The organism is Streptosporangium sp. NPDC050855 (assembly GCF_044456585.1).
Taxonomy (GTDB): Bacteria; Actinomycetota; Actinomycetes; order Streptosporangiales; family Streptosporangiaceae; genus Streptosporangium; species Streptosporangium longisporum.
Genome location: NZ_JBITFY010000027.1, coordinates 36,966 through 63,023 on the forward strand (window position 1 = coordinate 36,966; position 26,058 = coordinate 63,023).

The 26,058-nt window shown below is 73.7% G+C and carries 16 protein-coding genes; 9 read left to right on the top strand and 7 right to left on the bottom strand.

Translation table 11 applies throughout. The annotated features are described in order from the left end of the window. The first annotated feature begins 291 nt into the window (after positions 1–291). On the top strand, positions 292–2,424 hold the full coding sequence (locus ACIBCT_RS36375; protein ID WP_399196543.1) for a PASTA domain-containing protein: 2,133 nt from the start codon (positions 292–294) through the stop codon (positions 2,422–2,424). Positions 2,425–2,456: 32 nt separating this feature from the next. Here ACIBCT_RS36375 and ACIBCT_RS36380 read toward each other — a convergent pair whose 3' ends face one another. Continuing rightward, positions 2,457–3,005: a TetR/AcrR family transcriptional regulator gene (locus tag ACIBCT_RS36380; RefSeq protein WP_399196544.1), complete on the bottom strand. Its 549-nt coding sequence runs from the start codon at positions 3,003–3,005 to the stop codon at positions 2,457–2,459. 124 nt (positions 3,006–3,129) lie between these two features. On the opposite strand from ACIBCT_RS36380, the gene ACIBCT_RS36385 reads away from it, so the two are divergent. Further along, entirely contained in the window at positions 3,130–5,370 is a 2,241-nt protein-coding gene (locus ACIBCT_RS36385; RefSeq protein ID WP_399196545.1) for an MMPL family transporter, read from the top strand. Between the two features lie 313 nt (positions 5,371–5,683). Then, positions 5,684–7,399, top strand: a complete 1,716-nt coding sequence (locus ACIBCT_RS36390; RefSeq protein WP_399196546.1) for a trypsin-like peptidase domain-containing protein — start codon at positions 5,684–5,686, stop codon at positions 7,397–7,399. 49 nt (positions 7,400–7,448) lie between these two features. Here ACIBCT_RS36390 and ACIBCT_RS36395 read toward each other — a convergent pair whose 3' ends face one another. Further along, positions 7,449–9,128, bottom strand: a complete 1,680-nt coding sequence (locus ACIBCT_RS36395) for a CHAP domain-containing protein (protein ID WP_399196547.1) — start codon at positions 9,126–9,128, stop codon at positions 7,449–7,451. Positions 9,129–9,651: 523 nt separating this feature from the next. On the opposite strand from ACIBCT_RS36395, the gene ACIBCT_RS36400 reads away from it, so the two are divergent. Together ACIBCT_RS36400 and ACIBCT_RS36405 are read left to right on the top strand one after the other, a co-directional pair. Continuing rightward, on the top strand, positions 9,652–9,861 hold the full coding sequence (locus tag ACIBCT_RS36400; protein WP_344906661.1) for a DUF5999 family protein: 210 nt from the start codon (positions 9,652–9,654) through the stop codon (positions 9,859–9,861). Continuing rightward, complete coding sequence (locus tag ACIBCT_RS36405) at positions 9,858–10,520, top strand: ATP-binding protein (RefSeq protein ID WP_399196548.1); 663 nt, start codon at positions 9,858–9,860, stop codon at positions 10,518–10,520. The genes ACIBCT_RS36400 and ACIBCT_RS36405 overlap by 4 nt, the downstream gene beginning before the upstream one ends. Before the next feature lie 303 nt (positions 10,521–10,823). Here the strand turns inward: ACIBCT_RS36405 and ACIBCT_RS36410 are convergent, their stop codons facing one another. From ACIBCT_RS36410 to ACIBCT_RS36420, 3 genes are all read right to left on the bottom strand, one after another. Next, positions 10,824–13,292, bottom strand: coding sequence for an ATP-binding protein (locus ACIBCT_RS36410; RefSeq protein ID WP_399196549.1), 2,469 nt, complete (start codon positions 13,290–13,292; stop codon positions 10,824–10,826). A gap of 325 nt (positions 13,293–13,617) precedes the next feature. After that, positions 13,618–15,879 (bottom strand): protein kinase, encoded by a 2,262-nt coding sequence (locus ACIBCT_RS36415; RefSeq protein ID WP_399196550.1) that lies wholly within the window; start codon positions 15,877–15,879, stop codon positions 13,618–13,620. Positions 15,880–16,020: 141 nt separating this feature from the next. Then, positions 16,021–17,391: a serine hydrolase domain-containing protein gene (locus tag ACIBCT_RS36420; protein ID WP_399196551.1), complete on the bottom strand. Its 1,371-nt coding sequence runs from the start codon at positions 17,389–17,391 to the stop codon at positions 16,021–16,023. A gap of 204 nt (positions 17,392–17,595) precedes the next feature. Between ACIBCT_RS36420 and ACIBCT_RS36425 the strand changes: the two genes are divergently transcribed. The 3 genes from ACIBCT_RS36425 (at position 17,596) to ACIBCT_RS36435 (ending at position 21,387) form a co-directional block, all read left to right on the top strand. Next, positions 17,596–19,185 (top strand): carboxylesterase/lipase family protein, encoded by a 1,590-nt coding sequence (locus tag ACIBCT_RS36425; protein WP_399196552.1) that lies wholly within the window; start codon positions 17,596–17,598, stop codon positions 19,183–19,185. A 172-nt stretch (positions 19,186–19,357) separates the two neighbouring features. Continuing rightward, the gene (locus ACIBCT_RS36430) at positions 19,358–20,620 is read left to right on the top strand and encodes an ROK family transcriptional regulator (RefSeq protein ID WP_399196553.1); all 1,263 of its coding nucleotides are present in this window, start codon (positions 19,358–19,360) and stop codon (positions 20,618–20,620) included. Positions 20,621–20,691: 71 nt separating this feature from the next. Then, a complete protein-coding gene (locus tag ACIBCT_RS36435; protein ID WP_399196554.1) occupies positions 20,692–21,387 on the top strand; it encodes a ThuA domain-containing protein in 696 nt (231 codons plus the stop codon). A 77-nt stretch (positions 21,388–21,464) separates the two neighbouring features. On the opposite strand, the gene ACIBCT_RS36440 is transcribed toward ACIBCT_RS36435, so the two are convergent. Then, positions 21,465–22,850 (bottom strand): GH1 family beta-glucosidase, encoded by a 1,386-nt coding sequence (locus tag ACIBCT_RS36440; RefSeq protein ID WP_399196555.1) that lies wholly within the window; start codon positions 22,848–22,850, stop codon positions 21,465–21,467. A gap of 431 nt (positions 22,851–23,281) precedes the next feature. Here ACIBCT_RS36440 and ACIBCT_RS36445 point away from each other — a divergent pair, with 431 nt between their 5' ends. Beyond that, positions 23,282–24,541 (top strand): alpha/beta fold hydrolase, encoded by a 1,260-nt coding sequence (locus ACIBCT_RS36445; RefSeq protein WP_399196556.1) that lies wholly within the window; start codon positions 23,282–23,284, stop codon positions 24,539–24,541. 64 nt (positions 24,542–24,605) lie between these two features. Here ACIBCT_RS36445 and ACIBCT_RS36450 read toward each other — a convergent pair whose 3' ends face one another. Then, the gene (locus tag ACIBCT_RS36450) at positions 24,606–26,024 is read right to left on the bottom strand and encodes an ATP-binding protein (protein ID WP_399196557.1); all 1,419 of its coding nucleotides are present in this window, start codon (positions 26,022–26,024) and stop codon (positions 24,606–24,608) included. Positions 26,025–26,058 lie beyond the last annotated feature (34 nt).

Consider the following 26,058-nt stretch of genomic DNA (forward strand, 5'->3'; position numbering starts at 1 on the left):
ACCCGACACCGTCGCCGTGCCGTCTCCTCGGGGGCACCGGGGGCACCGGGGGTGCCGGGGGTGCCGGGGGCGGCCGTCGTGCCGGTGACGCCCTTGCCGGCGGAACGGCGGCCGGACCGCGCCCGCCCGGGGGCCGGCCGTCCTCCAGGGCGATTCGGATGGTGTGCCATGTCTTGTCCTGGCCTGAGCATCACATGAGTGTCACGGTGAGGGACACAAGACCTTCATCCCCGTTGACTCTGGGCGATCCTTCTTCTTGAGTGAGAAGGGTGGCGGCGAGGGGAGGCTCGCGTGCCGTATGCGCAGCCGCTCAAGACGGGGGATCCGGCGACGCTCGGTGAGTACGAGATCATCGGGCGCCTCGGAGAGGGAGGCCAGGGGGTGGTCTATGTCGGGGTGCGCCCCGACACCGGTTCGGAGCCTTACGCGATCAAGCTCCTGCACGGCTCGCTGGGGGAGGACTCGGAGGTCTTCCTGCGCGAGGTCGAGCTCGCCAAGCAGGTGGCCCGGTTCTGCACGGCCCAGGTGATCGACGCGGGGCTGGACGGCGAACGGCCCTACATCGTCAGCGAGTACGTCGACGGCCCGTCGCTGCACCGCGAGGTCGCGGTCAGCGGTCCCCACGAGGGAGGCAGGCTGGAGCGCCTGGCCATCGGCACGGCCACCGCGCTGGCGGCCATCCACCGGGCCGGGATCGTGCACCGCGACTTCAAGCCGCAGAACGTGCTGCTCGGGCCCGACGGGCCCCGGGTCATCGACTTCGGGCTCGCCAGGGCGCTCGACGCGGCGGCCACCCAGAGCGGACGCGGCGCGGGCACCCCCGCCTACATGGCGCCGGAGCAGGTGGAGGGCGCCGAGATCGCCCCGGCGGCCGACGTCTTCGCCTGGGGCGCCACGATGTGCTTCGCCGCCAACGCCCACGCCCCCTTCGGCCAGGACTCCATAGCGGCCGTGCTGAACCGGATCCTCACCGCGTCCCCGCAGCTGGGACGGCTCGACGGGCTGCTGGGCGCGCTGGTGGCCGACTGCCTGGACAAGAACCCCCGCAACCGGCCCGACAGCCGGGAGCTGCTGCTCGCGCTGCTCGGCGACGACGTCAACCGGTCGGTGCTCGGCGCCGGGGCCCTCCCCGGCCGGGCGGCCTCCTTCGGAGGGTCCGCTGGTCCCGGCAGGTCCGTCAGGTCGGACGGGTCCGGTCTCATGGGCCCGGTCGCCCTCTCCTCACCGCCGGTCCCCCCGGTCCCGTCCGAGAGCCTCCCGTCCGAGGGCCTTTCGGCCGGTGGTCTCTCCTCGGACGGGTTCTCGTCCGGCCCCTCCCGGGCGGCCTCCCTCTCCTCCGGCCGCCTCTCCCGGCCGGGCCCACCGATCCCGCCGGGCCGGTCCGGCCGGTTCGCGTCCTTCGGCGACGGGGAGTCCGACGAGCCCAGGACCCATCCGGGCCGGGCGGCCACCAGGGCCTCGGTCGCGGTCTCCGGGGCACTGCTGATCAGCGCGGCCGTGCTGGTGGGGGTCCTGGTCCCGGCGCTGAGCGGTGCGGCCCCGCCGGACCCGCGGCACCGCTCCGCCCTCCCCGTGGTGGAGGTCGGCCCGCAGACGGAGAGCACGCCGCGGCCGGACAGGACGAGCCCCTCGCCCGGCCGCCTTCCACGGCCCTCGGCCGGGCCCCCGCGCGCCGAGGGCGTCAGGTCCTCGCCGCTGCCGCCCCCGGTGACCACGGTGGTCGTGCCCGTGCTCGTCGGACTGGATCGTTCCGAGGCGGCGGCCCTGATCAAGAAGGCCGGGCTGGTCCCCGGGACGGTCAGGAGCGTCTCCTCCGACCGGCCCGTCGGGCAGGTGGTCGGGAGCTCGCCGGTCGCCGGGACCGCGCTGTCCAGGGAGGGCAGGGTCGACCTGGAGGTGTCCGCGGGGACCCGGGTGCCCACCCTGATCGGTCTCGCCAGGCGCGAGGCCCAGGCGGCGCTGACGCGGGCCGGGCTCGTCGTCGGAGGGGTCGGCAGGCGCTGCTCGCAACAGCCCGCCGGACAGGTGCTCGCCAGCACCCCCGGCGCGGGCGCGAGCGTCTCTGCGGGCAGCGCGGTGACGCTGGTCGTCTCCCGGTACGGGGTCCCGGTGCCACCGGTGACCGGTCAGGGCGCGACCGACGCCTCGAACACGCTGGGCGGTGCGGGCTTCGCGGTACGGAGCCGGGCGCGACTGGTCACCGACCCGGCCCGGGACGGCATGGTGCTGGCGCAGAGCCCGGCGCCCGGCGCCTGTGCCCGGCCCGGTGCGACGATCGTGATCACGGTCGGTGTCAGGAGCCAGACCGGCCCGGGGCCCGGACCGGAACCGACCCGGGAACCCGATCCCGGGCAGACCGACGCGCCACCGAGTCCCACGAACGCGCCGGAGACCGTTCCCGGCAACGCCGTCCCCTCGGGGTGAGCGGGTGAGCCGACGGTCCGGTGAGCCGGTGATCAGCGGGACCCGGACTCGAAGGAGGCCAGCGCGGCGGTCAGCAGGGTCGTCCTGACCTCCTCCTCGGACAGGTCGATCGTCTTGACCACCGCGTACTGGAGCGAGCCCAGCAGGGCCCACGCACGGACCCTGCGCTCGGGGCCGGGGTCGGACCCGGCCAGGCGCCGGTAGATCCGGTCGCGGAAGGCGCGCAGGGCCTCACCGGGGGAGCCGGGCGGCGCGTCGTCGGCCGTGTTGATGTCCTCCATGATCAACCGGATGATCGCCCGGTGCCGCACGATGAAGGTCACCAGGGCCTCGACGAAGGCCCGGTCGTCGTCGAAGTCGCCTTCGAGCAGGCCCACGATGTCCTCGCTGGCCGGTGAGATGAGCTCCGTGGCCAGCCGGTCCTTGGGATGGAAGTGGTAGGCGACGGCCGTCTTGGTCAGGCCCACGGCCGAGGCGATGTCGGCCAGCGAGGTCGCCGCGTAGCCGCGCTCGGCGAACAGCCGCCGGGCGGCGTCCAGGATCCGGTCGCGTGTGTCGCTTCCAGGGTCAAGTGTGGTCATCGTCTCATTCCCACGCCGTCCGCACCGTTTCGCAATATACCCGCATACCCTTATATCGTCGGTTTGTACGACCGTACAGGACGATGTTTCAGGCACATTTCACATTCATACGGGGCGGACATCGATGTCTGGTTTGCTGGGGCGGTTGGGAAGCTGGTGCGCGTGGCACGGAAGGGCGGTGCTGGCGCTGTGGGTGGCGGCGGCGGTGCTGCTGACCGCGGGCTCGGTGTTCTTTCCCGGCCCCACCAGCAACGACACCAGCATTCCCGGGACCGACGCGCAGCGGGCCCTGGACCTGATGAAGGAGGGCTTCGGCTCCGAGTACAAGACCGGTGGCACCTTCCAGATGGTCCTCTACTCGCCTGACGGCGCGCTCACCGCGAAGTCCAGGAAACGCGCGGTGGAACGCGCCGTGGACCAGGTCCGCGACGTGCCGAACGTGGCCGAGGTGAAGACCCCCTACCGGGTCGGCGGTCTGGCGCCCAGCCTGGAGATCGGCCTCATCACCGTCAAGCTCGAGGAGGGCGGCTCCGCCACGCGGAGCGAGACGACGAAGCTCGTCTCCGAGGCGGTCGAGCCCGTACGGCAGGCGGGCATCGAGGCGGTTCCGGCCGACTCGTCCAACCCGGCGGACAAGGAGATCAAGACCGGGACGAGTGAGATCATCGGCATCGTCTGCGCGCTGCTGGTCCTGCTGCTCGCGTTCGGCACCCTGGTCGCCGCGATGATCCCGATCTTCGTCGCGCTGATCAGCATCGCGACCGGTCTCGGCGTGATCAGCCTGCTCGGCCACCTGCTGGACGTGCCCAAGCAGGCGTCGATCATGGCGACGATGATCGGCCTCGGCGTCGGCATCGACTACGCGCTCTTCCTGCTCAGCAGGTACCGCAAGCTGCTGGCCGACGGGGTGCCGGTCCACGAGGCGGTCCGCCGGGTGGTCGCCTCCTCGGGCGGCGCCGTGGTGTTCGCCGGCGGCACGGTGATCATCGCGCTCAGCGCGCTGCTGCTCGCGGGCTTCCCCCTGCTGCAGACGCTCGGCTGGATCACCGGCATCTCGGTCGTCGCCGCGGTGTTCACCTCGGTCACCCTGGTCCCCGCGCTGCTCGGCCTGCTCGGGCACCGCGTCAACGCGCTGCGCCTGCCGTTCTTGGGACGCCGGGGCAACCACGGCTCCTCCGGCTGGACCGGGCTGGGCCTGTGGGTGGCCAGGCGCCCCTGGACCGTGCTCGCGCTCAGCGTCGCCCTGCTGGGCGCGCTGGCCGCGCCCGCCCTGGCGATGAGGCTGGGCACGCTCGACGACGGCTACAGCGACCGGGGCACCGACACGCGGCGCGCGTACGAGCTGCTGCAGGCCGGGTTCGGGCCCGGCATGAACGGGCCGCTGGTCGTGGTGGCGGACCTGGACGTCAGGGTCGTGGACCGCGAGCCCGCCCCGGCCGTGCTGCAGCTCCTCAAGGACCGCGTCGCGGACGTCGACGGGGTCGCCCACGTCACCGACCCGGTCCTCAACAAGGGCGGTACGGCGGCGCTGCTGCAGGCGATCCCCGACTACGCCCCGGCCGACCCCCGCGCCCTGGAGGTGGTCCAGGCGGTACGCGCGCTCGACGTCCCCGGCGCCCAGGTGCACGTGGGAGGGAAGGTCGCCGGCATGGCCGACGCCGGTGACAGGATCGCCGGCCGCACGCCCCTGGTCGTCGGCGTGGTGATCCTGTTGAGCGCGCTGCTGCTGCTCCTGGCGTTCCGCTCGCCGGTCGTGGCGATCAAGGCCGCGCTGATGAACCTGGTCTCGCTCGGCGCCGCGTTCGGCGCGCTGTCGCTGGTGTTCTCCCTGGGGCTGGGCAGCGGCCTGGTCGGCATGGACCCGCCGGTCAGCACGGACGGCTCCTACCTGAGCACGATCTTCTTCACGGTGCCGATCGACAGCTACATCCCGCTGATGCTGTTCGCGATCCTGTTCGGCCTGTCCATGGACTACGAGGTCTTCCTGCTCACCGCGGTGCGCCAGGCCTACCTCAGGCACGGCGACAACCGCAGGGCGGTGGCCGAGGGGCTGGGCTCGACCGGCCGGGTCATCACCTCCGCCGCGTTGATCATGGTCGCGGTCTTCGTGGCCTTCATCGCCTACCCCGACCCCATGGTCAAGATCTTCGGCGTCGGGCTGGCGGTGGCCATCGCGGTGGACGCCACGATCATCCGGGGCCTGCTGGTCCCGGCGACCATGGTGCTGCTGGGCAGGTTCAACTGGTGGTGTCCTCCGTGGCTGGACCGCATCCTGCCGAACCTCTCCGTGGAGGGCCACGAGGAGGAGGACGAGGAGGAGCCGGAGCCGCGCCGGGAGCTCGTCGGGGCCGGCCACGCCTCCTGAGAGGCCGCTCGCGCCTTCTGAAGGGGGTCACGCCTTCTGAGGGCCCGGTCACACCTCCTGAGGGACCTCTGAAGGGCCGGTCACGCCTTCTGAGGGGCCGGGGTCGCCGGGGGACCGGTCACGCCTGAGAGGGGCCGGTCGCGTCCGGGAGACGCCTCGACCGTCCCGCCGGGCGTCTCCCGGACGCCTGTCCCGGAACGGCCCGCGTGTGCCGCGGGAACGTCCGGTACCTCTCCCAGTCGCTTCCAAGTGCCCCTCAAGTCGCTCCCGTCATGCTCTCGCCCCGGGAAGCGAGTTTGGGGAGAGTACGCAGATGTGGGCAAGAATCGGCGCCGTGACGGGCCTGGTGCTGGCGGGCACACTGGCACTGCCGGGTACCGCGACGGCGCAACCCGAAGAGGTCGACGTCCCCGTCGGGACGTGGCTGGCCGCCAGGACGCACCCGGCCGTCCAGCTGACCTCGGTCTCCTACACGGCCGACGTGGCGGTGCCGACGCCCGTGGCGAACCTGGACGCGATCAAGGGACTGACCCAGCAGGGGGTCGCCGCCGTACAGACCGGCAAGATCTCCTCCGACGAGAGGAGCATCTACCGCTGGGTCGTGCAGCAGATGGCCAAGAACCCGGGCCGCTACTTCTCGCCCGGCGGGCGGGAGCGGGTCGTCGAGGCGACGGCCGGAGGGCTCTGCACCGGCTGGTGGGTCACGCCGGACGGCTACATGGTCACCGCGGCGCACTGCGTCGGCCAGGAGGAGACCGCGCTGGCGAAGACCTTCGCCACCCAGGCCCTCACGAAGATCAACGAGAAGGACGCCGCGGACCTGGTCGCCGAGCTCGGTGACGTGGCCTCCGACGAGGAGATCCTGCGGACCGCGGCGAAGATCTTCCAGGTCTGGAACGCGGACAACATCAAGATCCGCAACGTCCAGAGCTCGCTCTCGCTGCTGCAGAGCCTGCCCGGCGGGGGCGTCGACAAGACCACCAAGACGGTGCCGCTCGAACTGGTGGCCAAGGGCACGGTCTACCCGGGCAAGGACGTCGCGATCCTCAAGGCCAACGGGCAGAGCAACCTGCCGACCGTGCCGCTGGGCGAGGACTCCGACGTCCGGGTCGGCGACACCCTCTACATCAGCGGGTTCCCCGGCACGGTGACGCAGACCTCGATCTTCAACATCGAGTCCAAGCTGGACCCGGCCTTCACCGAGGGCCCCTACAACGCCACCCGCCAGACCCCCGAGGGCGTGCCGTACATCCAGACCCAGGCGCCGTCCTACCCCGGCAACTCGGGCGGGCCGGTGTTCGGCAGGAACGGCAAGGTCATCGGCATCCTCGTCGGCGGCCTGATCCAGCAGGACGGCGGCTCCACCGAGGGTGAGAGCTTCGTGCTGCCGGTCAGCGTCGTCAAGGAGAAGCTGAACGAGAAGAACATCAAGCCCGCCCGGTCGGCGACGACGACGGCGTACAACGAGGCGCTCGACCTGTTCTTCCGGAACAGGTACTCCGACGCGCTGCCCAGGTTCCGCGAGGTGCAGGCGCTCCAGCCGAGCCACCCCTACGTCGCCACGTACATCCGCGACTCCCAGCAGGCCATCACGGCGGGCAAGGACGAGAGCGGCACGCCGATCCTGCCGTGGCTGCTGTGGGGAGGGGGCGGACTGGCCGCGCTGTTCGTGATCGGCACGATCGTCGCGGTCGCCAGGGGCAGGCGCCGGGCCAGGGGAGCGGCCCCGTTCCCGCCGGCTCCCTACGGGGCCGGGCCCGGCCATCCGGTGCCGGGACACGGGCAGTACCCGCCGCAGGCGCAGCCGTACGGGGCTCCGCAGCACCCGTACCCGCAGCAGCAGCCGGCCCACCCGTATCCGGGCGCGCCCGGGGACACCCGGGCGGTACGGCCGCGGTCGCCGTACGGTTCCGAGCAGCCCCGGCGGGGTCCGGCAGGCCCCGGGGCCGACACCCGGATCGCCGGGCTGGAGGCGGAGCTGGAGGAGCTGCGCCGGAGCATGGCACAGCGCCCGCCCGACCACCGCTGACGTCTCCGCCCGGCCCGGTGCCCGATCCGGCCGGGGCCGGGCGACGTCCCTAGGCGGGGACCCTCGCCCGGCGGCGTCCCCGGTAGCCGCTGTGCACGAGGATGTCGCCGGACTCGGCCGGCGGCGCGTACGGTCCGGTCCGGGTGACGGGACGGCCCCGGCCCTCGTGCGGCGCGGGGACGGACACGGCGGTCGCTCCCGGCGCGGAGGCCGGGTGGCCCACCGCGGCCGAACGCGCCGACACGGTCGGGACGGCGGGACCGGCCGGCACCCGGGGACCTCCCGGCGAGGCGGGGCGGGCGGGCACGGCGGAGGTGGTGGACGGGGCGGGCCCGGCCGGGCCGGCCGCGATGGTCGTGCTGACCATGGAGTCGCTGCGCCGATGACGGCGGCCGCGCAGGGGGGCGTCCTGGACGAAGGTGGACGACTCCACCACGGGACGCTCGTGCAGGCGGCGCCTGCCCTGGTAGGGCGCGCGGGCACGATCGTCGCGCGGGGTCCGTGCCCTCGTCTCCTCAAGGACGTCGACGGGGGCCGTGACCGCGGGGAACTCGGCCGCCGCGGCCGGGGTGAACGACGTGGTGGCCGGGACGAGCTCCTGGGGCCTGCCGACGAGACGGGCCGTGACGGGCGCGTTCCTCGGCATGCGGCGCCGCCCGGGAGCGCGGCGGCGGCCGGGGGACCTGCGAGGGGGCGCGACCGGTACGGCGCGTTCGGCGGCGGCCGCGAACCGGAGCCGCGACTGCTTCGCCTTGGTGTGCGCGAGGATCGCGACCGCGGCCAGCAGCACCGGTGCGAGCACCGCGGGGGTGCCGAGCTCCGGGGTGTACCCGGTGAGATCGCCGCTCGCGGCGACGGGGGTGGTCGCGAGCGCGCTGGTGTCGGCGGTGGACGCCTTGGCGTGCTTGCCCTGCTTGCCCTGCGCGGTACGGCCCGCGACGGCCGGGCCCTTGGCCTGGACGCCGGCCTTGGTCCCGGTCGTGCTCTTCGGCGTCTCCGCGGCGTCGCCCGGGCGGGTGTCGCCCTTCTCGGAGGAGGACGTCCTGTCGCCGTCCGCGGGCCGGTGGCCCTGCTCCCCGGCCTGCTCGGCGGGCTTCCTGGCGTGCTTGGGGGAGGCCTTGGTCGTACCGGAACCCGTACCGGAACCCGTGGAGGAGCGGGTGGGGGCGGGAGTGGGGACGACGGCGACGAGCCCGGGCGCGTCGGTGGTGGGGCCGACCGGGCCGTTGACGGTGGCGGGGTTCTGGATCGTCTCCTGCCGGGCCTCCCTGTCCAGCCGGGCCTTGATCTTCTCCGGGTACCCGTAGCCGACGACCTTGTCGGTCTCGCGCTGCTTGCGCTTGGCGACCCCGCCGTCGATGTTGCCCTCGATCGTGTGGATCCTGCCGCCCTCGACCGCGGTGACGATCCCCACGTGGTCGATGCGGTCGATGCTGTCGGAGCCGCCCCAGTCGAAGAAGACGATGGCGCCGGGCTTGGGGGTGGTCCCCCAGGCGTCCTGCTCCCGGAACCACTCGGCGTGGTACACGGTGTAGGCGAACTGGCCCACCCAGGCCTCGTAGCCGAGCTGCTTGGCCGCCCACGACAGGTACATGTCGCACCACGGCGCGGAGGTGTAGTCGGCGTCGAACTCGACGGTCTTGCCGTACCAGCTGCCGAACTTGGTGTAGCCGCCGCTCTTCTCGGAGTAACCGAGCTGGCTCTCGAGCAGCTCGATGAACTTCTGCATCTCAGGAATCATGTGAGGCATCAGGGGGACCCCCGGCGGCCGTGCGTCCGGTCGCTCCGCCCTGCGACCCGGCCACCGGGAGACGAGGTTGGACGACGGCACGTGCACGACGACCGACCGCGGGGGCGGTGGGACGCGTGTGGCGGTGCCATTGACCGGATGTCTTCCGTGACGAGGGAGGTTACCCGGACAAAAGGGGGATTTACGACACACTAGCGTGCTCGTCGTGTCACCCACGGTCACGGAATCGAACAAACAACGACGTCAGCGGCCGATTTTGGACTTCACCCCACCAAACCTCTTCATCAAAAGATCTACCAAAGTGCCTCGCGCCCGGTCGGCCCGGGCCTTCGCTTCCCCGATACCTCGGGTAGTCTGGGGTTTTCTGCGAGTTTTCCTCCTGTTTGGGGTATATGGGTAGTCATGTAGGTATTTGTCCCCATGTGTAGGAATCGCTTGTGCGAGAGGCTGGTCTCATCCAGCAAAGGCTCCTGCAAGCGGAGAAGGATCGAAGGTACGAGCCATGTGTCAGCACCAGCCTCGATGTCCCCTGGCGAGCGCCCCCGACCACGACGCCGCCCATCTGGTGGTCTTCCATCCCGAACAGGGATGGGGCCTGCTCTGCAACGGGGTCGTGGTCTTCGACGACACCGGAGCACTCCTTCCGGACGGGAGCAGCGTCCCCGTGCACGGCATCCCCGTGCACCGTGACTCCCTGGGGCGTGCGGCGTGAGCGGCCCCCTCCGCGTCGCCGACACCCTCGACGCGTCCCCCGTACCCCCCGCGTCTCCCGTACCCCCCGCGGCCCCCGTACCCCCCGCCTCGGCCGTCGAGGCGACCGCCCCCACCGGGACGTCCGGCATCGCCGACGCCTCCGGGACCGTCCACGTCTTCGGCACCTCGTGCGCCCGTGACGACGCGGACGGCACGACACCGTCGGAGCCGTGCCCGCAGGCCGTCTCACCGGTGTCCATCGGACGGCCGTCCACGGACCCCGGCCGCCCGGTCGTCCGGGAGCGCTGGCACCTGTTCGCCCCCGACTCCTCCTCCGTGCCCCGGGCACGTCACATGACCCGTGACTGCCTGGAGGGCTGGGGGTTGCACGAGCACAGCCAGGTCGCCGAACTGCTGGTCAGCGAGCTGGTCACCAACGCTCTGCGCCACTCGCGGGGGGCCATCCGTCTCGCCCTGTACTTCACGGACGGCATGCTGCGCGGCGAGGTCGAGGACGCCGACCCCTCCCTGCCCCGGGTGTGCCGGGCGCGCGACGAGGACGAGCGAGGACGCGGGATGTACCTGCTCGAACTGCTCTCCTGCTGCTGGGGCAGCGCCCGTACCGCCACCGGCAAGACCGTCTGGTTCGAGCTCACCGCATCCCCCGCGCAGGGCTGAACCCCACCCGCCACTCCCCGAGGCGGAGCGCGGGTCCCCCGACCCGTCGTCTCCCGCCGAAGGCCGGAGCCGGTGAGCATCGCACTCACCGGCTCCGGTCTCCCCCTCGCTCGGATCCCCCTCGCTCTCGGCCCCCCGCGCTTTCGGCCTCCTTCACGCTCCCGGCCCCTCTCGCGCTCCCGGGAAGCCCTCTCGTGGCCGGTCCCGGGCCCCCTCGCGTCTCCTGAAGGCCCTCTCGCGGCCGATCGCGTGCCCTGGGCCCGGCAACCTCGCCCACCGTGCCCGTCCGCGTCCAGGGCGTCGTCAGGCGCCAGGCGGGTGGCGTCCGTTCGTGCCCGCGTCGTCGTCCCGGGAACCGTCCCGGGAACCGTCCCGGGAACCGTCCCGGGAACCGTCCCGGGAACCGTCGCGGTCGCCGGTCCGGTTGCGCTCGCCGGTCCAGACCGCGATCTGGGCCCGTGAGTGGAAGCCGAGCTTGGTCATGATGTGCTCCACATGGCCCTCCGCGGTGCGCTGGGCGATGGTCAGCGTGGTCGCGATGTCCCTGTTGCTGAGCCCGCGGGCGACGAGCTGGGCGATCTCCGTCTCCCTGGGGGTCAGCGGCGACGGCTCGGCCTCGGCGACCTGGGCGACGGGGCGGTCGAGCTCCTCCAGGGCGGCGGCGATCGCCTCATCACAGGTCATCCTGGCCCCCTGCCGGACCGCCGCGTCGAAGGCGGGCCCGCCCAGCGCGTGGCGCGCGACGGCCTCGCACTCGTCGTGGTAGCACATCAGGTGCCCGTACCCGGACAGCCGCGCCCCGAGGGCCTTCCAGATCCGCTCCAGGACCCCCAGCAGCCTGGCCGCCCGGAGGTGGTCGCCCTCGGCGGCGGCGATCCAGGCCAGCACCTCCAGGTTGACGCCGGTGCCCAGCAGGTCGTCGATCGAGCGGTTGAACCTCAGGCTCTCCTTCTCCAGCTCGATCGCACGCCGCGCGTCACCCTGGCGCCAGACCGCGACGCCGAGCGCCATCATGGCGTACGCCCGGTGCCAGCCCTCCCCGTGGGCGTCGCAGAGCTCCAGGCAGCTCTCCCCGACGGAGATCGAGTTCGGCCAGTCCCCCCGGAAGGAGTGGGCCAGGCAGAGCCGGATGAGCGCCGCGGCCTGACCGGTCGGGTCGTCCTCGGCGCGATGGCGCTCCGCCGCGTCCTCGTACAGCCTGATCGCGACGTCGACCTCGTTCCGGGACATCGCGATCATCCCCGAGAAGAGGGCGACGTAGCCGAGGATCGCCTCCTGTCCCGGTCTCCTGCCGATCTTCTCGGCCTCCTCCAGCATCGTCTCCGCGGCGGTCATGTCGGCCTGGATGACGGCCAGCCAGCCATCGGACCACAGGGCCCGGCCCCTGATCCCGTCCGGCCCGGTCCCGGTGAGCAGGCCCCGGCCCAGCCAGCGGCGTCCCTCTCCGAGGTAGTGGCTCGTGATCCAGTGGTAGAGCAGGTCGGCGGCCATGCCCAGGGCCTCGGGCGCCCCGCCGGGTTCGGTGAAGCAGTACTCCAGCGCGGTGCGCAGGTTGGCGTGGTCGAGCTTCAACCGGCCGAACCAGGCCACCTGGCCGGGGCCGAACCGTTCCGCGTACGCCTGTGCCGACAGCCGCCGGTAGTGGTCACGGTGGCGCCGCCGCAGCGCGGTCTCCTGTCCCGAGGCCACCAGGCGCTCCCGGCCGTACTGCCTGAGCGTCTCCAGCAGCCGGTAGCGCGCGGCCGAGGGGGTGCCGGGGTGGTCCTCGCGGATCAGGATGGACTTGCCCACCAGCCCGATCACCAGGTCGATCACCTCGTCCCGCTCGATGCCGTCCCCCGAGCAGACCGCCTCGGCCGCCTGGAGGTCCAGGCCGTCGGTGAACACCGACATGCGCGCCCACAGCAGCCGTTCCTGCTCGGTGCACAGGACGTGGCTCCAGTCGATCAGCGCGCGCAGCGTCCGCTGGCGGGGCAGCGCCGCGGGCGATCCCCCGGTCAGCAGCCGGAAGCGGTCGTCCAGGCGGGCCAGCAGCTCGGCGGGGGACAGGGCCCGCAGCCGTACGACCGCGAGTTCGATCGCGAGCGGGATGCCGTCCAGCCTGCGGCAGATGCGTTCCACGTCGGAGCGGTTGCCGTCGGTGACCGCGAACCCCGGGACGATCGAGGCCGCCCGCTCGGTGAACAGCCGTACCGCCTCCGAGGTGGTGGGCGGTGCCGCGGGCGGCGCGGGGCGGTCCGGGTCCGGCGGGGGAGGGGGCAACGGCAACGGCGGCACGGGAAGGCTCTGCTCTCCGGCGATGCCCAGCGCCTGACGGCTGGTGGCGAGGATCCGCAGGCCCGGGGAGGAGCGGACCAGGCTCTCCGCCAGCACGGCGCAGTCGCGGAGCAGGTGCTCGCAGTTGTCCAGGATCAGCAGGGCCCGCTTCGGCCGCAGGTACTCGGTGAGCACCTCGGCGGGGGGCCGGGTGGAGACGTCCCGGATGGCCAGGATCTCGCTCACCGACCCGACGAGCAGTTCCGGGTCCCGCAGCCCGGCCAGCTCGACCAGCCACACCCCGTCGGGGAAGGCCCGCTGGACGTCGGCGGCGACGTGCAGGGCGAGCCGGGTCTTGCCGACCCCGCCGGGACCGGTGAGGGTCACCACGCGGGCCACGGACAACAGGCGTCTGACCTCGGCGGTCTCATGCCGACGGCCTACGAAACTGGTCACCTCGGACGGCAGATCCGTTGCCTGCCGGCGCTTGCGGGCGACCGATGCCACCTCGTCCATCAGGACCTCACGCCGGCTTCGTCGAGTGGACCGCCGTGTGGCTGGATCCGGGCCGGCGTCTCCACACTATGCGCAGGCCGTCACCTCCTGGTACACGCCGTGTCCGTACGGTCACCGCACGGCCGGGCCTTTGCGGAGGGCATGCCCGCGGGACGTGCCGGGGCCGGGGTTCCGGCGGCCCGGACGTCCCCCGCTCCAAGGTTTCCACCGGCCGGGGACGACCGCCCGGGGGTCCCGTCGACCGGGGGCCTCGGCCGGGGTCCCTTCGGCCGGGGCTCTCGCCGATCCGGCCCTCGCCCGTCGACCCGGTGAACGCTCGGTCGCCTCACGAGATGCCGCTCCGGCCCGCTCCGCGGGGACCGGGCTCGTCGGCGGCCGGTTCAGGGACGTCCGCCCGCCCCGGACCCGCGTCGGAACCGAACGGGCCGAAACCGGACGGGCCGGAACCGAACGGGCCGGGACCGGACGGGCCGGGAGCCGCCTCGGGAGCGGGCCGCTCCGGGGGCGTGCCGGGACCGGGCGATCCGGCGTCCGCGTCGGGGCCGGAGTCGGGGGCGGAGTCGGGGTCGGGGTCGGGGTCGGGGGAGCACGGGGGCAGGTCCACGAGGGCGGTCCTGGAGGACACGGCGCCCACCGGCAGGGTGGTGATCGTCACCAGCCGCGTGGCGTGCCCGTCGCACCCCTGCGGCTCGCCGAACTTCCCGGTCACCTCCCGCGCGTACTCGGTGTCGCCGGAGAGCTTCAGCTCCCGCGTGTCCGAGGGCGGTGTGCCGTGGGCCCCGCCGGGTCCCTGGGCGAAGCCGAGCCGGACGGTCACGGGCGCGGGGCCGGAGGTCGTCACCTGGAACGCGACGGTGGTGCCGTCGAAGGAGGTGATGGAGACCGCGGGGGGCTCGCACGGCTCGCCGCGGACCTCCTCGGTGCGGCCGAAGGCCCCGCCGGGGGCCCCGGGCACGGTGGAGACCGTGACCCGGCGGTGGACGGTGTGCCCGCAGGCCGGGTCGGCGAAGGCGTACGGGAGGGCGTGCGAGTAGGACGTGGACCCGCCGAGCACGACGGTGCGCGGGGGCGCCTCGACGAGACGCCCGGGGTCGGGTCCCTCGGCGAACGTGACGGTGAGCGTGACGTCGCCGGTCGTGGAGGCGCGGAGACGGATCACGGCCCCGTGCGCGTCGATCCGCGGGATCGACAGGTCGCCGACCGTGTGCGCGGGCGCCGGTGGCCGTCGCGTCCCGGTGGGCGACCCCGTGGGGCCCGGCGTGACGCGCGGGGTGGGGTCCGGCGGGCGGGCGGAGGGTGTCCGGGAGCCGGTCGGGACGGGGGCGGTCGTGCGGGGGCGTTCCGGGAGCGCCGGGGGCGTCGGGGGCACGACGGGGAGCGGGGCGGCGCGGTCGGCGGGGGTGGCCCGTGAGGGGGACGGGATCCGATCGTCGACCGTGCTCCGCGAGGGTCGCGGCTCCCCGGGGCCCGCCGGCGCGGTCGCGCGCGTCCGCCGCCGTACCGGGGTCTCCTCGACCACCGCGGAGTCGGGCGGCGGGGTGAAGATCGTGTCCGCGGAGAGCCTGTCCTGCGGCCGGTTGCCCGCGATCACCCCGGCGGTCATCGCCACGGTGATCACCCCCAGCACGGCCAGCGTCCTGGGTCCCAGCCGGGGACGCCGGATCCGGTCCGCCCGCCCCGCGCGTCCCGCCCGGCCTCCCCGGCCGAACACGCCCCCTCTGCCCGCGGGCCCGGCCTCCGCCGGTCGCGCCAGCGGGAACGTCAGCGCCAGCAGCGTGGCCGCCTCGGCGAGATGCCGCCGCCCGCGCTGCTCCCACTCCGGCCCGTACGCCGCGGGCGCGGCGGCCTCCACCTCCTGGAGGAACTCCCGCGCGCTCCGCGGCCGGTCCGCCGGGTCGACGGCCATGCCGCGGGTGATCAGCCCGCGTACCGAGCTGGGCACCTCGTCGACCGGGACGGGCGTCGCGCCGCGGTGCGCCGGTGCGACGCCGGGGCCGGTCTCCGGTGGCCTGCGGCCGGTGAGGCACTCGTAGAACACGCACGCGGCCGCGTGGACGTCGGCCGCCGCGCTCGCCGGGGCCCCCTGCCGCCGCTCGGGCGCCAGGTAGGCGAAGCCGCCCGGGTGCCCGGAGGGGAGGGCGATGCCGAGGTCGGCCAGCTTGCTGCCGCCGTCGGCCTGGACCAGCACGTTCTCGGGCCTGAGGTCGCGGTGCAGCACCCCGGCGTCGTGCGCGGCGGCCAGGCCGAGCAGCGAGCCCCTGAGCACGGCCAGCGCCGCCTCGGGGCTGGTCGTGCCGTGCTCGTCCAGGATCCGCCGGAGCGCGACACCGTCGACCAGTTCCATCACGACCGCGGCCTCGAGCACGTCCTCGTAGTACTCGTGGAGCCCCACCACGTTCGGATCCCGCAACTCCACCAGGACGCGCGCCTCCGCCCGGAGGCGCGCCAGGAAGCCGGGGTCGTCCTTGAGGGCCGCGTCGAGATACTTGATGGCCACGTAGGCCCCGGTGGGAGCGTACGTGGCCAGCACCACGCGTCCGCCCCCGCCGGCACCGAGCTCCCGGATCTCGCGGTATTCCGGAACCATCCAGCCCCCTTCGGCGTGCCGTCGCTTGTTCGACGGTCTCACCCATGTGGTCGGTTGTCACGATCGGTCAAGTTCGGCGAAGAACACGGGTGAGCGCCGCCGGGTTCGCGAGGATCCGGACGTGACGGAGGGCCCCGGCGGTCAGCGCGCCGCGCGGTCCCGGGTGAGCGACTCGTAGACGGCCTCGGCCAGGCGGTGGCCGCGGAGACCGCCCGAGACGGCGCCGGCCATCCTGTTCATCGTGTACGCCATGCCCAGGCCGTACGCGGGGTCGCCGAGGCCCAGCGACCCGCCCATGCCGGTGTGGCCGAACGCGGACTCCGCGCCGGCGGGCGGGGTGAGGAAGGTCATCGCCGGGCGCATGTACCCCAGGCCGAAGGAACTGTCGACGAACAGCACCCGGTCCGGGCCGTTCACCCTCCTGCGCGTCGCCTCCCGCAGGGTCTCCGGCCGGACGATCCGCCCGGCGACCAGGTCGCGGTAGAAGCCCGCCAGGCCGCGGGCGGTGGTGACGGCGCCCATCGCGGGCCAGCCGGCGCGCAGGACGAGCGGGTGGTTGGCGCCACCGGGCAGCAGGTGGATCGGCGGGTTGCCCAGCGCCCGGTTCATCAGGCTGTCCCTGTCCAGCGCGGCCCGGGCCATCCGGAGGAGCGGGTCCTCGTCCCCGGGGCTCCCGCTCGCGGGGGTCCCGCCCGCACGGCCCTCCTGCGCGGGAGCCGGGTTCGCCGGGCCCCCGGCACCCGCGCCCCCGCCCGCGGGATCCCGGCTCAGCGCGTCCCGGTTCGCCGTGCTCCCGGCGTCCGCGTCCGGGGCCGCCGGGGGCCCGTCGGGAGCGGGGGGCCTGCGGTCCCCGGCGGAGAGCCGCGCCGCCCGCGCCGCCACGTCGTCGCCGGCCCCCACCCACAGGTCCAGGCCGGACGGCCCGGAGATCTCGGCGGCGACGATCTCGCCCACGGACGAGCCCGACACCCTGCGGATCACCTCGCCGACCAGGAACCCGTACGTCAGCGCGTGGTAGCCGTGCGCGGTCCCGGGCTCCCAGATCGGGGCCTGCCCGGCCAGCCGGTCCGCGATGGCGGCCTGGTCCTCGAACTCCTCCACCGGGACCGGCTCCTCGATCGCGGGCAGCCCCGCCTGGTGGGTGAGCAGGTGCTCGACGGTGACGCGGTCCTTGCCGCGGCGGGCGAACTCCGGCCAGACGTCCGCGACCGGGGCGGAGACGTCGAGCAGGCCGCGCTCGGCCAGCGACAGCGCCACCGTCGCGGTCACCGCCTTCGTGCACGAGTACGCCAGCACGGGGGTGTCGCGCTCCCAGGGGCGCCCGCTCCTGCGGTCGGCGGTCCCGCCCCACAGGTCGACGACCGGCTCGCCGTCCACGAAGACCGCGAACGCCGCGCCCAGCTCCTCTCCGTCGGCGAAGTGCCCGTCGAACACCTCCCGTACCCGGGAGAAACGGGGGTCGCAGTGCCCGTGGGTCCGCACGCCGCTCCGGGCCGTGTCCTCTGCCGTCATCGTCCGCCCCGCCTCGTTCGAAAGTGAGCACTTGCTCGGTGGCCGAGCCTAACAACCGGGGCCGCTCCGGCCCAGGAGAGCGGCGCGGGACCCTCGGCCGATCCACTCCCGCTCCCGCACCCGTCCCGGCCGGGACATTTGTCCCCTGGCATTGCGTATCGACGGCTCTGCCCGCCCCGCCCCGCCCTTGACAGCGTGGAGGACATGCGAACAAAGATCATGAGCGTTCTGGCGACGACCGCCCTCGCGGCGGCGTGCGCGGCGGCTCCGGACGGAGAGCCGCGCCGGACCGGCGCGGACGACCCGCGCGTCGTGCGCGTCGAGACCGGGGCCCTGCGCGGCACGGTCACCGGCGAGCACAGGATCTTCAACGGCGTCCCGTACGCGGCCCCGCCCGTCGGCGAGCTGCGCTGGAGCTCCCCGCGCCCGGCCGCCCGCTGGGCCGGGACCCGGGACGCCACCCGGCCCGGCGCCATGTGCCCCCAGGTCGGCGCGGACTACGCGAAGGTGACCAGCGACGAGGAGGACTGCCTGTTCCTCAACGTGACCGTGCCGCGCACCCCGAGGACCGGCAGGCCGGTCATGGTGTGGATCCACGGGGACGGCGCCCTCGGCTCGGGGGACCTCACCGACGTGCGCCGCCTGGCCACCCGGGGGGACGTGGTGGTCGTCACGATCAACTACCGGCTCGGGGTGTTCGGCGGGTTCGGATATCCCGGGCTGGCCGGGTCGGGGACGTACGGGCTGCAGGACCAGCAGGCAGCCCTGGGCTGGGTGCGCCGCAACGCCGCCGCGTTCGGCGGCGACCCGCGCAACGTGACCGTGTTCGGCGTCTCGTGGGGCGCGATGAGCATCGGCGGGCACCTGACCTCGCCGAAGGCCAGGGGCCTGTTCGACCGGGCCGTCATGCAGAGCGGCGAGACGATGATGGACATGCTCCCCGGGAGCATGGGCGAGGGCGTGCCCGGCCGTCCGGACTACGCCTGGCTCCCCGCCGCCCAGGTCGAGGAGACGGGCCGGTACGCGGCCGGGAAGCTCGGCTGCTCCGACCTGCGCTGCCTGCGCGCCCTGCCGGTGAGGACGATTCTCAAGGTCCCGCAGATCATGAACATGTTCCAGTCCTACGCGTACGGCAATGAGACGCTGCCGCGGTCGCCCTCGGCCGAGCTGCGGGCCGGCCGCGGGCACGCGGTACCGGTGATCTCCGGCGCCACCCGCGACGAGCACCGGCTCTTCGTCGCCATGACGCACGACCTGGCCGGCCGGCCCGTCACCGCCGCCTCGTACCGCGGCCTGCTGCGCGCCGCGTTCGGCGCGGACGCGGCCAGGGTGGCCACCCGGTACCCGCCCCGGAGGTACGGCTCGCCCTCGCTGGCCTGGGCCGCGGTGGTCACCGACAGGATGTGGGCCCGCGCGACCTTCGAGCAGAACAGGCTGCTGGCCGCCAGGGCCCCGGTTTACGCCTACCAGTTCGCCGACCGCCGGGCCCCGATGTTCCTGCCGGTCAAGACGGACTTCCCGTTCGGCGCCTTCCACGCGGGCGACCTGCCCTACCTGTTCCCGGAGCGGAACGTCACGCTGAGCCCGGCCCAGCGGGAGCTGTCGGACCGGATGATCGGCTACTGGACCGGGTTCGCCCGCACCGGCGACCCCAACGGCGCCGGGCTGCCCCGCTGGGAGCGCTTCGACGCCGCCGCGCGCGTGCCGTACACCCAGGCCCTGAAGCCGGGCGCGGTCGGGCCCGTCGACTACGCCGCCGACCACGACCTCGGTTTCTGGCCGTCGCCGTCCTGACCCCGCGTCTGGGAAACTCACCTCGTCCCCCGGGGCGGCGCACCACGCCGCGCCGGGGACCGGTGTGCCCGGGGAACCCGCGGAGGCCGTGACTAGAATAGTTGTACTAACATGTGAAATTACTTGCCCGGGGAGAACCATGAGCCGTCCACAGCGGGGGACCCTCCGCGACGTGCGGAAGGGCAATCGGTCCGTCGTCCTGTGGACGCTCTACTTCGCCGGCGAGCTGAGCAGGCACGACCTGGCCCGGACGACCGGCCTCAGCGCCGCGACGGTGAGCAACGTGATCGCCGACCTCATCGCGGACGGCATCGTGGTCGAGACCGGCTCCGTCGACTCCGACGGGGGACGTCCCCGGATCATGCTCAAGGTCGACCCCTCGTACGGGTACGTGGTCGGCGTGGGCGTGGGGGAGACGCGCGTCCGCGTCGAGCTGTACGACCTGGCCATGGCCGAGAGGGCGAGGAAGGAGTTCGCCCTCGACCCCAGCCACCACGAGCCCGCCGTGGTCGCCCGGTACATCCTCGACGGGCTGGAGGCGGTCCTGGCCGAGGCCGGCGCGACCGAGTCCGAGGTCATCGGCATGGGCCTCGGCGTCCCGGGCGTCGCCGAGCAGGGGGCCGACCTGCTCATCCACGCCCGCGCCTTCGGCTGGGACGGCGTGCCGCTGGGCGCGCTGCTGCGCGAGGGCACCTCGATCCCGGTCTTCGCCGACAACGGCGTCAAGACGACCGGGCAGGCCGAGCTCTGGTTCGGCGCGGGCCAGGGGGCCCAGCACCTGGTCATGACCTTCATCGGCACCGGGGCCGGGGCGAGCATCATCAACGGCGGCGTCACCTACCGGGGCACGGCGAGCGGCGCGGGCGAGTGGGGGCACACGAAGATCGTCCTGGACGGGCGGCCGTGCCGCTGCGGCAGCCGGGGCTGCCTGGAGGCGTACGTCGGGGCCGAGGCGATCCTCGCCGGGGCCGGGAGGGAGCTGGGGGGCGACGACGAGGAGAGCGTGTTCGCCGCGCTCCTGGCCGACCCGCTGGCCCGCCCCGCGCTGGAGGAGGCCGTCCGCTGCCTGGGCGCCGGGCTGGCCGACCTGATCAACCTGTTCAACCCCGAGCGCGTCATCCTCGGCGGCTGGGCCGGGTCCCTGCTGGGACGGGAGTTCCTGCCCGAGATCCGGGCCGCCGCCGGCCGGTACGCCCTGCCCCTGCCGTTCTCACAGGCCTCGATCGAGCTGGGCAGGCTGGGCGCCGAGGCGGTCGCGCTGGGCGCGGCCACCCTGGTGGTCGAGGACTTCCTGCTGCGCAGCCACGCGGTACGCCCGGCCGGCAGGGAACCCGCGGGCACGGCCGCGACCGGCGCGACCCCCGCGGCCGCCGGTGCCGCCGGTGGCGCCGGTGGCGCGGCCGCCCTGACGAGCGCCCCGGCGGGCCGTCGATGAGCGGGCCGTCGACGGGCGGGCCGTCGACGGGCGGGCCTTCGACGGGCGGGCCTTCGACCGGGGGGACACCGATGAGCGGGCCTGCGATCGGCGGGCCGTCGGCGGGCACCGGGCCGGGGACGAGAACCGGGGCGGGGACGAGAACGGCGTTGGTGGTCCGCGGTGGCTGGGAGGGGCACGCCCCGGTCGAGGCGACCGAGCTGTTCATCCCGGAGCTGACCGCGGCCGGTTTCTCGGTGACCGTCACCGGCGACCTGGAGGTCTACGCCGACCGGTCGCTGCTGGCCGGTACCGACCTGATCGTGCAGTGCTGGACGGACGGCGTGCTGACCCCCGAGCAGGAGGCCGGCCTGGTCGCCGCGGTCGAGGACGGCACCGGCTTCGCCGGCTGGCACGGCGGCGTGGTGGCGGCCTTCGGCGGACGCGACTACCTGCGGATGGTCGGCGGCCTCTTCCTGCACCACCCGGACGACTTCCTCACCTATGACGTGAGCATCGACCCCGCGCACTCCGGCCACCCGATCGTCGCCGGGCTGGGGGACTTCACCGTCGAGACCGAGCAGTACTGGATGCTCGCCGACGCCCGCAACGAGGTGCTCGCCACCACCGTGTTCGTCTCCCCGCCGACCCCCATGCCGGTCGTCTGGACCCGCCGCTGGGGGAGGGGGAAGGTCTTCTTCTCCGCGATCGGCCACCGGCTCGACGACCTGCGTCATCCCACCGTGTACGAGCTCACCCGGCGCGGCCTGGTCTGGGCCGCCCGCTGAAAGGCGGCACCGCCCCGCACCGGGTGACGGTGCGGGGCGGTAGGGGCGGTACGGGGCCGGTGCGGGCCGGACTCCGGTCAGATCCCGTTCCTGCCGATGACCCCGCTGTACCACAGGGCACTGTCCTTGAGGGTGCGCCGCTGGGTCTCGTAGTCGACGTGGATCAGCCCGAACCGCTTGTCGTAGCCGTACGCCCACTCGAAGTTGTCCAGGAGCGACCAGGCCAGGTAGCCGCGCAGGTCGGCCCCCTCGCCGATCGCCTGGTGCGCGGCGAGCAGGTGGGAGCGCAGGTAGTCGATGCGCTCGGCGTCGGCGACCCGGCCGTCCACGGCGGAGTCGTGGTAGGCGGCCCCGTTCTCGGTGATCATCAGCGGGGTGGACGGGTAGTCCCGCGCCAGCCGCACCAGGAGCCGGCGCAGGCCGTCGGCCTCGACGGGCCAGCCCATGGCGGTCACCGGCAGGTCGGGCTCGGGGTACTCGACGCCCTCGGTGCCCGGGAAGCGGTCGGAGGAGGGCGTGCCCACCCTGGCCGCGACGAAGGTCGGCGCGTAGTAGTTGACCCCCAGCAGGTCGATCGGGGCGCCGATGATCTCCTCGTCACCGGCGGCGATGTGCTCCAGGCTCGTGAAACGGGCCATGTGCTCCAACATGTCGGCGGGGTAGCGGCCCTTGAGGAGCGGGTCGAGGAAGATCCGGTTGTGCAGGCCGTCGACGAGCCCGGCCGCCGCGACGTCGTGCCGGTCCAGCGGGTCGCGCGGGGAGACCGGGGTGAGGTTGACCGTGACCGAGACCTCCCTGGCCCCGGCCGACCGCAGCGCGCGGGCCGCCAGGCCGTGGCCCAGCAGCAGGTGGTGGGCGGCGCGGAAGGCCGCTCCCGGCTCGGTGCGGCCCGGTGCCTGGTCGCCGGTGGCGTACCCGAGGAAGGCCGAGCACCACGGCTCGTTCAGGGTCGTCCACGTCCGGATCCGGTCCCCGAGGCGGTCGTGGACGGCCACCGCGTACTCGGCGAAGTATCGGGCGGTCTCCCGGACGGTCCAGCCGCCCCGGTCCTCCAGCGACTGCGGCAGGTCCCAGTGGTACAGCGTGGCCATGGGCTCGATGCCCGAGGCCAGCAGGCTGTCCACCAGCCGGTCGTAGAAGTCCAGGCCCCGCGGGTTCACCGGGCCCGTGCCGTCGGGCTTGATCCGCGGCCACGCGACCGAGAAGCGGTAGGTGTCGACGCCGAGCTCCCGCATCAGCGCGACGTCCTCGGGGTAGCGGTGGTAGTGGTCGCAGGCGACGTCACCGGTCTGTCCCAGGTGCACCCGGCCGGCGGTCCGGGCGAAGGTGTCCCAGATCGAGGGGGCCCGGCCGTCCTCGCGGGTGGCGCCCTCGATCTGGTAGGACGCGGTGGCGACCCCCCAGCGGAAACCCGTGGGGAACAGGGCCAGGCCGGTGCCGGTCCGGTCGTCGGTCTGGGTCATCCCTTGAACGCTCCTTGCGTGGTAACACGGATTGATCGCCTGCCGGGCACGCCGGGACGACGATCGGTGGCGGGTTCGCCGGGGTGGCGCCGAGACGGTGCTCGTGGCACGTCGCGCCACCCGCCCGCCGCCGGTCGGCGTGCTGGGAGAAGAGGGTGGCCACTCGCTTCGACGCTTAATTCATATTGAAATTTAAGAGGCAAAACTAGGTCCGCGTCAAGGTGACGTTACCGAGTCGTTCCCGGCCCCCCGCGTCGCGGCGGTGTGGCCGGGGCACGGCGCGCGACGGCCGGGCCGCCCGTCCCGGCACGGCGCGTCCTCCTCGGCGCAGGCGGCTCCCCGCCGGGTGGGACGTCCCCGCGCTCTCCCCTCGGACCGCCGGAGGCGGAACGGGGGCGGAACGCGGGCCCGGCTCGGGTAGCTTTCCGTGGGTGACCGTCCTTCTGCCCGGTGTGGCACTCACCGACCACGCGTTCACCGTCCCCCTCGACCACGCCGACCCCGGCGCCGGGACGATCGAGGTCTTCGCCCGGGAGGCGGTGGACCCGGCCAGGCGGGGGGAGGACCTGCCCTGGCTGCTGTACCTGCAGGGCGGTCCCGGCGGGAAGTCACCGCGCCCGGCCGCCGCCGACGGCTGGCTGGGGCACGCGCTCCGGACCCACCGCGTCCTGCTGCTCGACCAGCGGGGGACCGGGCGCAGCACCCCGATCACCGCGAGGACGATCGACGGCACCGACGCGGAGCTCGCCGCCCGCCTGACGCGCTTCCGGGCCGACGCGATCGTGGCCGACGCCGAGCTGATCCGGCGGGAGCTGTGCGGGGACCGGCCATGGGACACCCTGGGCCAGAGCTACGGCGGCTTCATCACGCTCACCTACCTGTCGCAGGCGCCCGAGGGCCTGGCCACCTGCTACGTCACCGGCGGCCTGGCCGGGCTGGACGCCACCGCCGAGGACGTCTACACGCGCACCTACCCCCGGGTCCGCGACCGGGTCCGCCGCCACTTCGCCCGCTACCCGCACGACTCGGCCCGGCTGGACGGGATCGCCGACCACCTGCGCCACCACGAGGTCCGCCTGCCCGACGGGGACGTGCTGAGCGTGCGACGGCTGCAGACCCTGGGCATGTGCCTGGGCATGAGCGACGGGCCGGAGTACCTGCACTGGGTGCTGGAGGAGGCCTGGTCCGGTGACCGGCTCTCCGACCTGTTCCTGTACGAGGTCATGATGGCCACCGGCTTCGTCGGCAACCCGCTCTACGCGGTCCTGCACGAGTCGATCTACGCCCAGGGGGCCGCCACCGCCTGGGCCGCGCACCGGCTGCTGCCGGAGGACTTCCACCCCGACGCCGAGCCGACGCTCCCCACCGGAGAGATGATCTACCCCTGGATGTTCGACGAGATCGCCGCGCTCCGCCCCTTCAAGGGGGCCGCCGAGATCCTGGCGGAGACCTCCGGCTGGCCCGCCCTGTACGACCCGGCCCGGCTGGCCGCCAACACCGTCCCGGTGGTCGCCGCCGTCTACTACGACGACATGTACGTCGACGAGGGCCTGTCCGTCCGCACCGCCCGCGCGGTCGGCAACGTGCGGACCTGGGTCACCAACGAGCTGGAGCACGACGGCGTCCGGGTCTCCGGCGCCCGCGTCCTGTCCCGCCTGATGGACATCGCCCGGGGCGCCCACGGCTCCTGACCGCCCGGACGCGCCCTACGAGGACACGCCCCGGTCCCGTGTGCCTGCCGGGCGCGGGACGGGATCAGGCGGTGACGGTCTCGGTGACCGGCAGGCGTACCTGGAAGCGGGTGTCACCCGGCTCCGACTCCACCCGCAGGTCGCCGCCGTGGCGGCCGGCGACGATGCGGAAGGAGATGTCCAGGCCGAGCCCGGTGCCCTCGCCGACCGCCTTGGTGGTGAAGAACGGCTCGAAGATCCGGTCCCGCAGGCCCTCGGGGACGCCCGGACCGGTGTCGCAGATCTCGACCAGCGCGATCGTCTCGTGCTCCAGCCGGGTGCGGACGGTCAGCACGCCGCTTCCGGCCATCGCGTCGATCGCGTTGTGGATCAGGTTGGCCCACACCTGGTTGAGCTCCCCGGCGTAGGCCGGGACGGGCGGCACGTCGGGGTCGTAGTCGGTGGCGACGCTGATCCCCGGCGGGATCTTCCCGCGGAACATGGTCAGGGTGCTGTCCAGCAGGTCCCGCAGGTCGACCGTCTGGTACGGCGCCCGGTCCATCTGGGAGTACTGCTTGGCCGAGGCGAGCAGCGAGGAGATCCGCTCGGTCGCGTCGGTCACCTCGTTCAGCATCTGGGCGATCTCGATGGCCTCCGAGAGCCAGTGCATCGCCGCGTCCAGATGCCGCTCGCCGATCATCTCGCGGACCTTGTCCAGCTTGCCGGCCTCGAACCCGGCGGCGATCAGCGCGGGCGCGATCTCCCAGGCGTCGGAGACCCCGGCCTCCTCAAGGGCGTCGGAGAGCTCGTCCTCGGCGTCGGAGATCTCCAGCGGGGAGCGGGACGGCGCCTGGGAGGCACCGTCGGCGCACGCCTCCTGCAGGTCCACCAGCGCGCGCAGCCGCCGGGGCTCGATGTCCTCCCCGGCCAGCGCGGCCAGCCGCCGCCGCGAGGAGCGCACCTTCGAGCGCAGGTCGTCCACGGCCCGTACGGCCGCCGCGGCCGGGTTGTTGAGCTCGTGGGTGAGCCCGGCGGTGATGGTGCCCAGGGCGGTCAGCCGCTGCCGCCGGTCGATGAACTCCCGCTGGGCCATCCCGCCCAGGCGGACCCCGTCGAGCAGGTGGACCGCCATCGGGAACCACTCGCCCATGATCAGGCCGAACTCCCGGGCCGGGAAGGCGAGCATCCGCGTCGGCTTGGTGGCGCGCAGCGAGTGGCCGTAGGTCGCCGGGGCACGGTCGACCAGGTAGGCGGAGACGGCCCCGGCGTAGACGCCGGGCTGCGAGGTCGGGCTCATGCTCACCGGGCCCGCCTGGGTGTCGGTGACCATCACCACCTCGCCCTCGACGAGCACGACGAAGCAGTCGGCGGGCTCCCCCTGCGCGACGATCGTCTGGCCCGCGCCGTACTCCTCCTCGGTCCCGTGCTCGGCCAGCCACCGGAGCTGGTCGTCGGACAGTCCCTCGAACAGGAACAGCCCGCGGAGCACGTCGGTGTCGATCATCCCGCCTCCTTCGTGGGTACCGCGGGGGACCTCG

Coding starts and splice junctions, on each gene's coding strand:
- ACIBCT_RS36395 (WP_399196547.1), bottom strand. CDS start 9,128: ATGCAGAAGTTCATCGAGCTGCTCGAGAGCCAGCTCGGTTACTCCGAG.
- ACIBCT_RS36435 (WP_399196554.1), top strand. CDS start 20,692: ATGAGCGGGCCTGCGATCGGCGGGCCGTCGGCGGGCACCGGGCCGGGG.
- ACIBCT_RS36415 (WP_399196550.1), bottom strand. CDS start 15,879: ATGGTTCCGGAATACCGCGAGATCCGGGAGCTCGGTGCCGGCGGGGGC.
- ACIBCT_RS36425 (WP_399196552.1), top strand. CDS start 17,596: ATGCGAACAAAGATCATGAGCGTTCTGGCGACGACCGCCCTCGCGGCG.
- ACIBCT_RS36420 (WP_399196551.1), bottom strand. CDS start 17,391: ATGACGGCAGAGGACACGGCCCGGAGCGGCGTGCGGACCCACGGGCAC.
- ACIBCT_RS36390 (WP_399196546.1), top strand. CDS start 5,684: ATGTGGGCAAGAATCGGCGCCGTGACGGGCCTGGTGCTGGCGGGCACA.
- ACIBCT_RS36440 (WP_399196555.1), bottom strand. CDS start 22,850: ATGACCCAGACCGACGACCGGACCGGCACCGGCCTGGCCCTGTTCCCC.
- ACIBCT_RS36450 (WP_399196557.1), bottom strand. CDS start 26,024: ATGATCGACACCGACGTGCTCCGCGGGCTGTTCCTGTTCGAGGGACTG.
- ACIBCT_RS36400 (WP_344906661.1), top strand. CDS start 9,652: ATGTGTCAGCACCAGCCTCGATGTCCCCTGGCGAGCGCCCCCGACCAC.
- ACIBCT_RS36410 (WP_399196549.1), bottom strand. CDS start 13,292: ATGGACGAGGTGGCATCGGTCGCCCGCAAGCGCCGGCAGGCAACGGAT.
- ACIBCT_RS36380 (WP_399196544.1), bottom strand. CDS start 3,005: ATGACCACACTTGACCCTGGAAGCGACACACGCGACCGGATCCTGGAC.
- ACIBCT_RS36385 (WP_399196545.1), top strand. CDS start 3,130: ATGTCTGGTTTGCTGGGGCGGTTGGGAAGCTGGTGCGCGTGGCACGGA.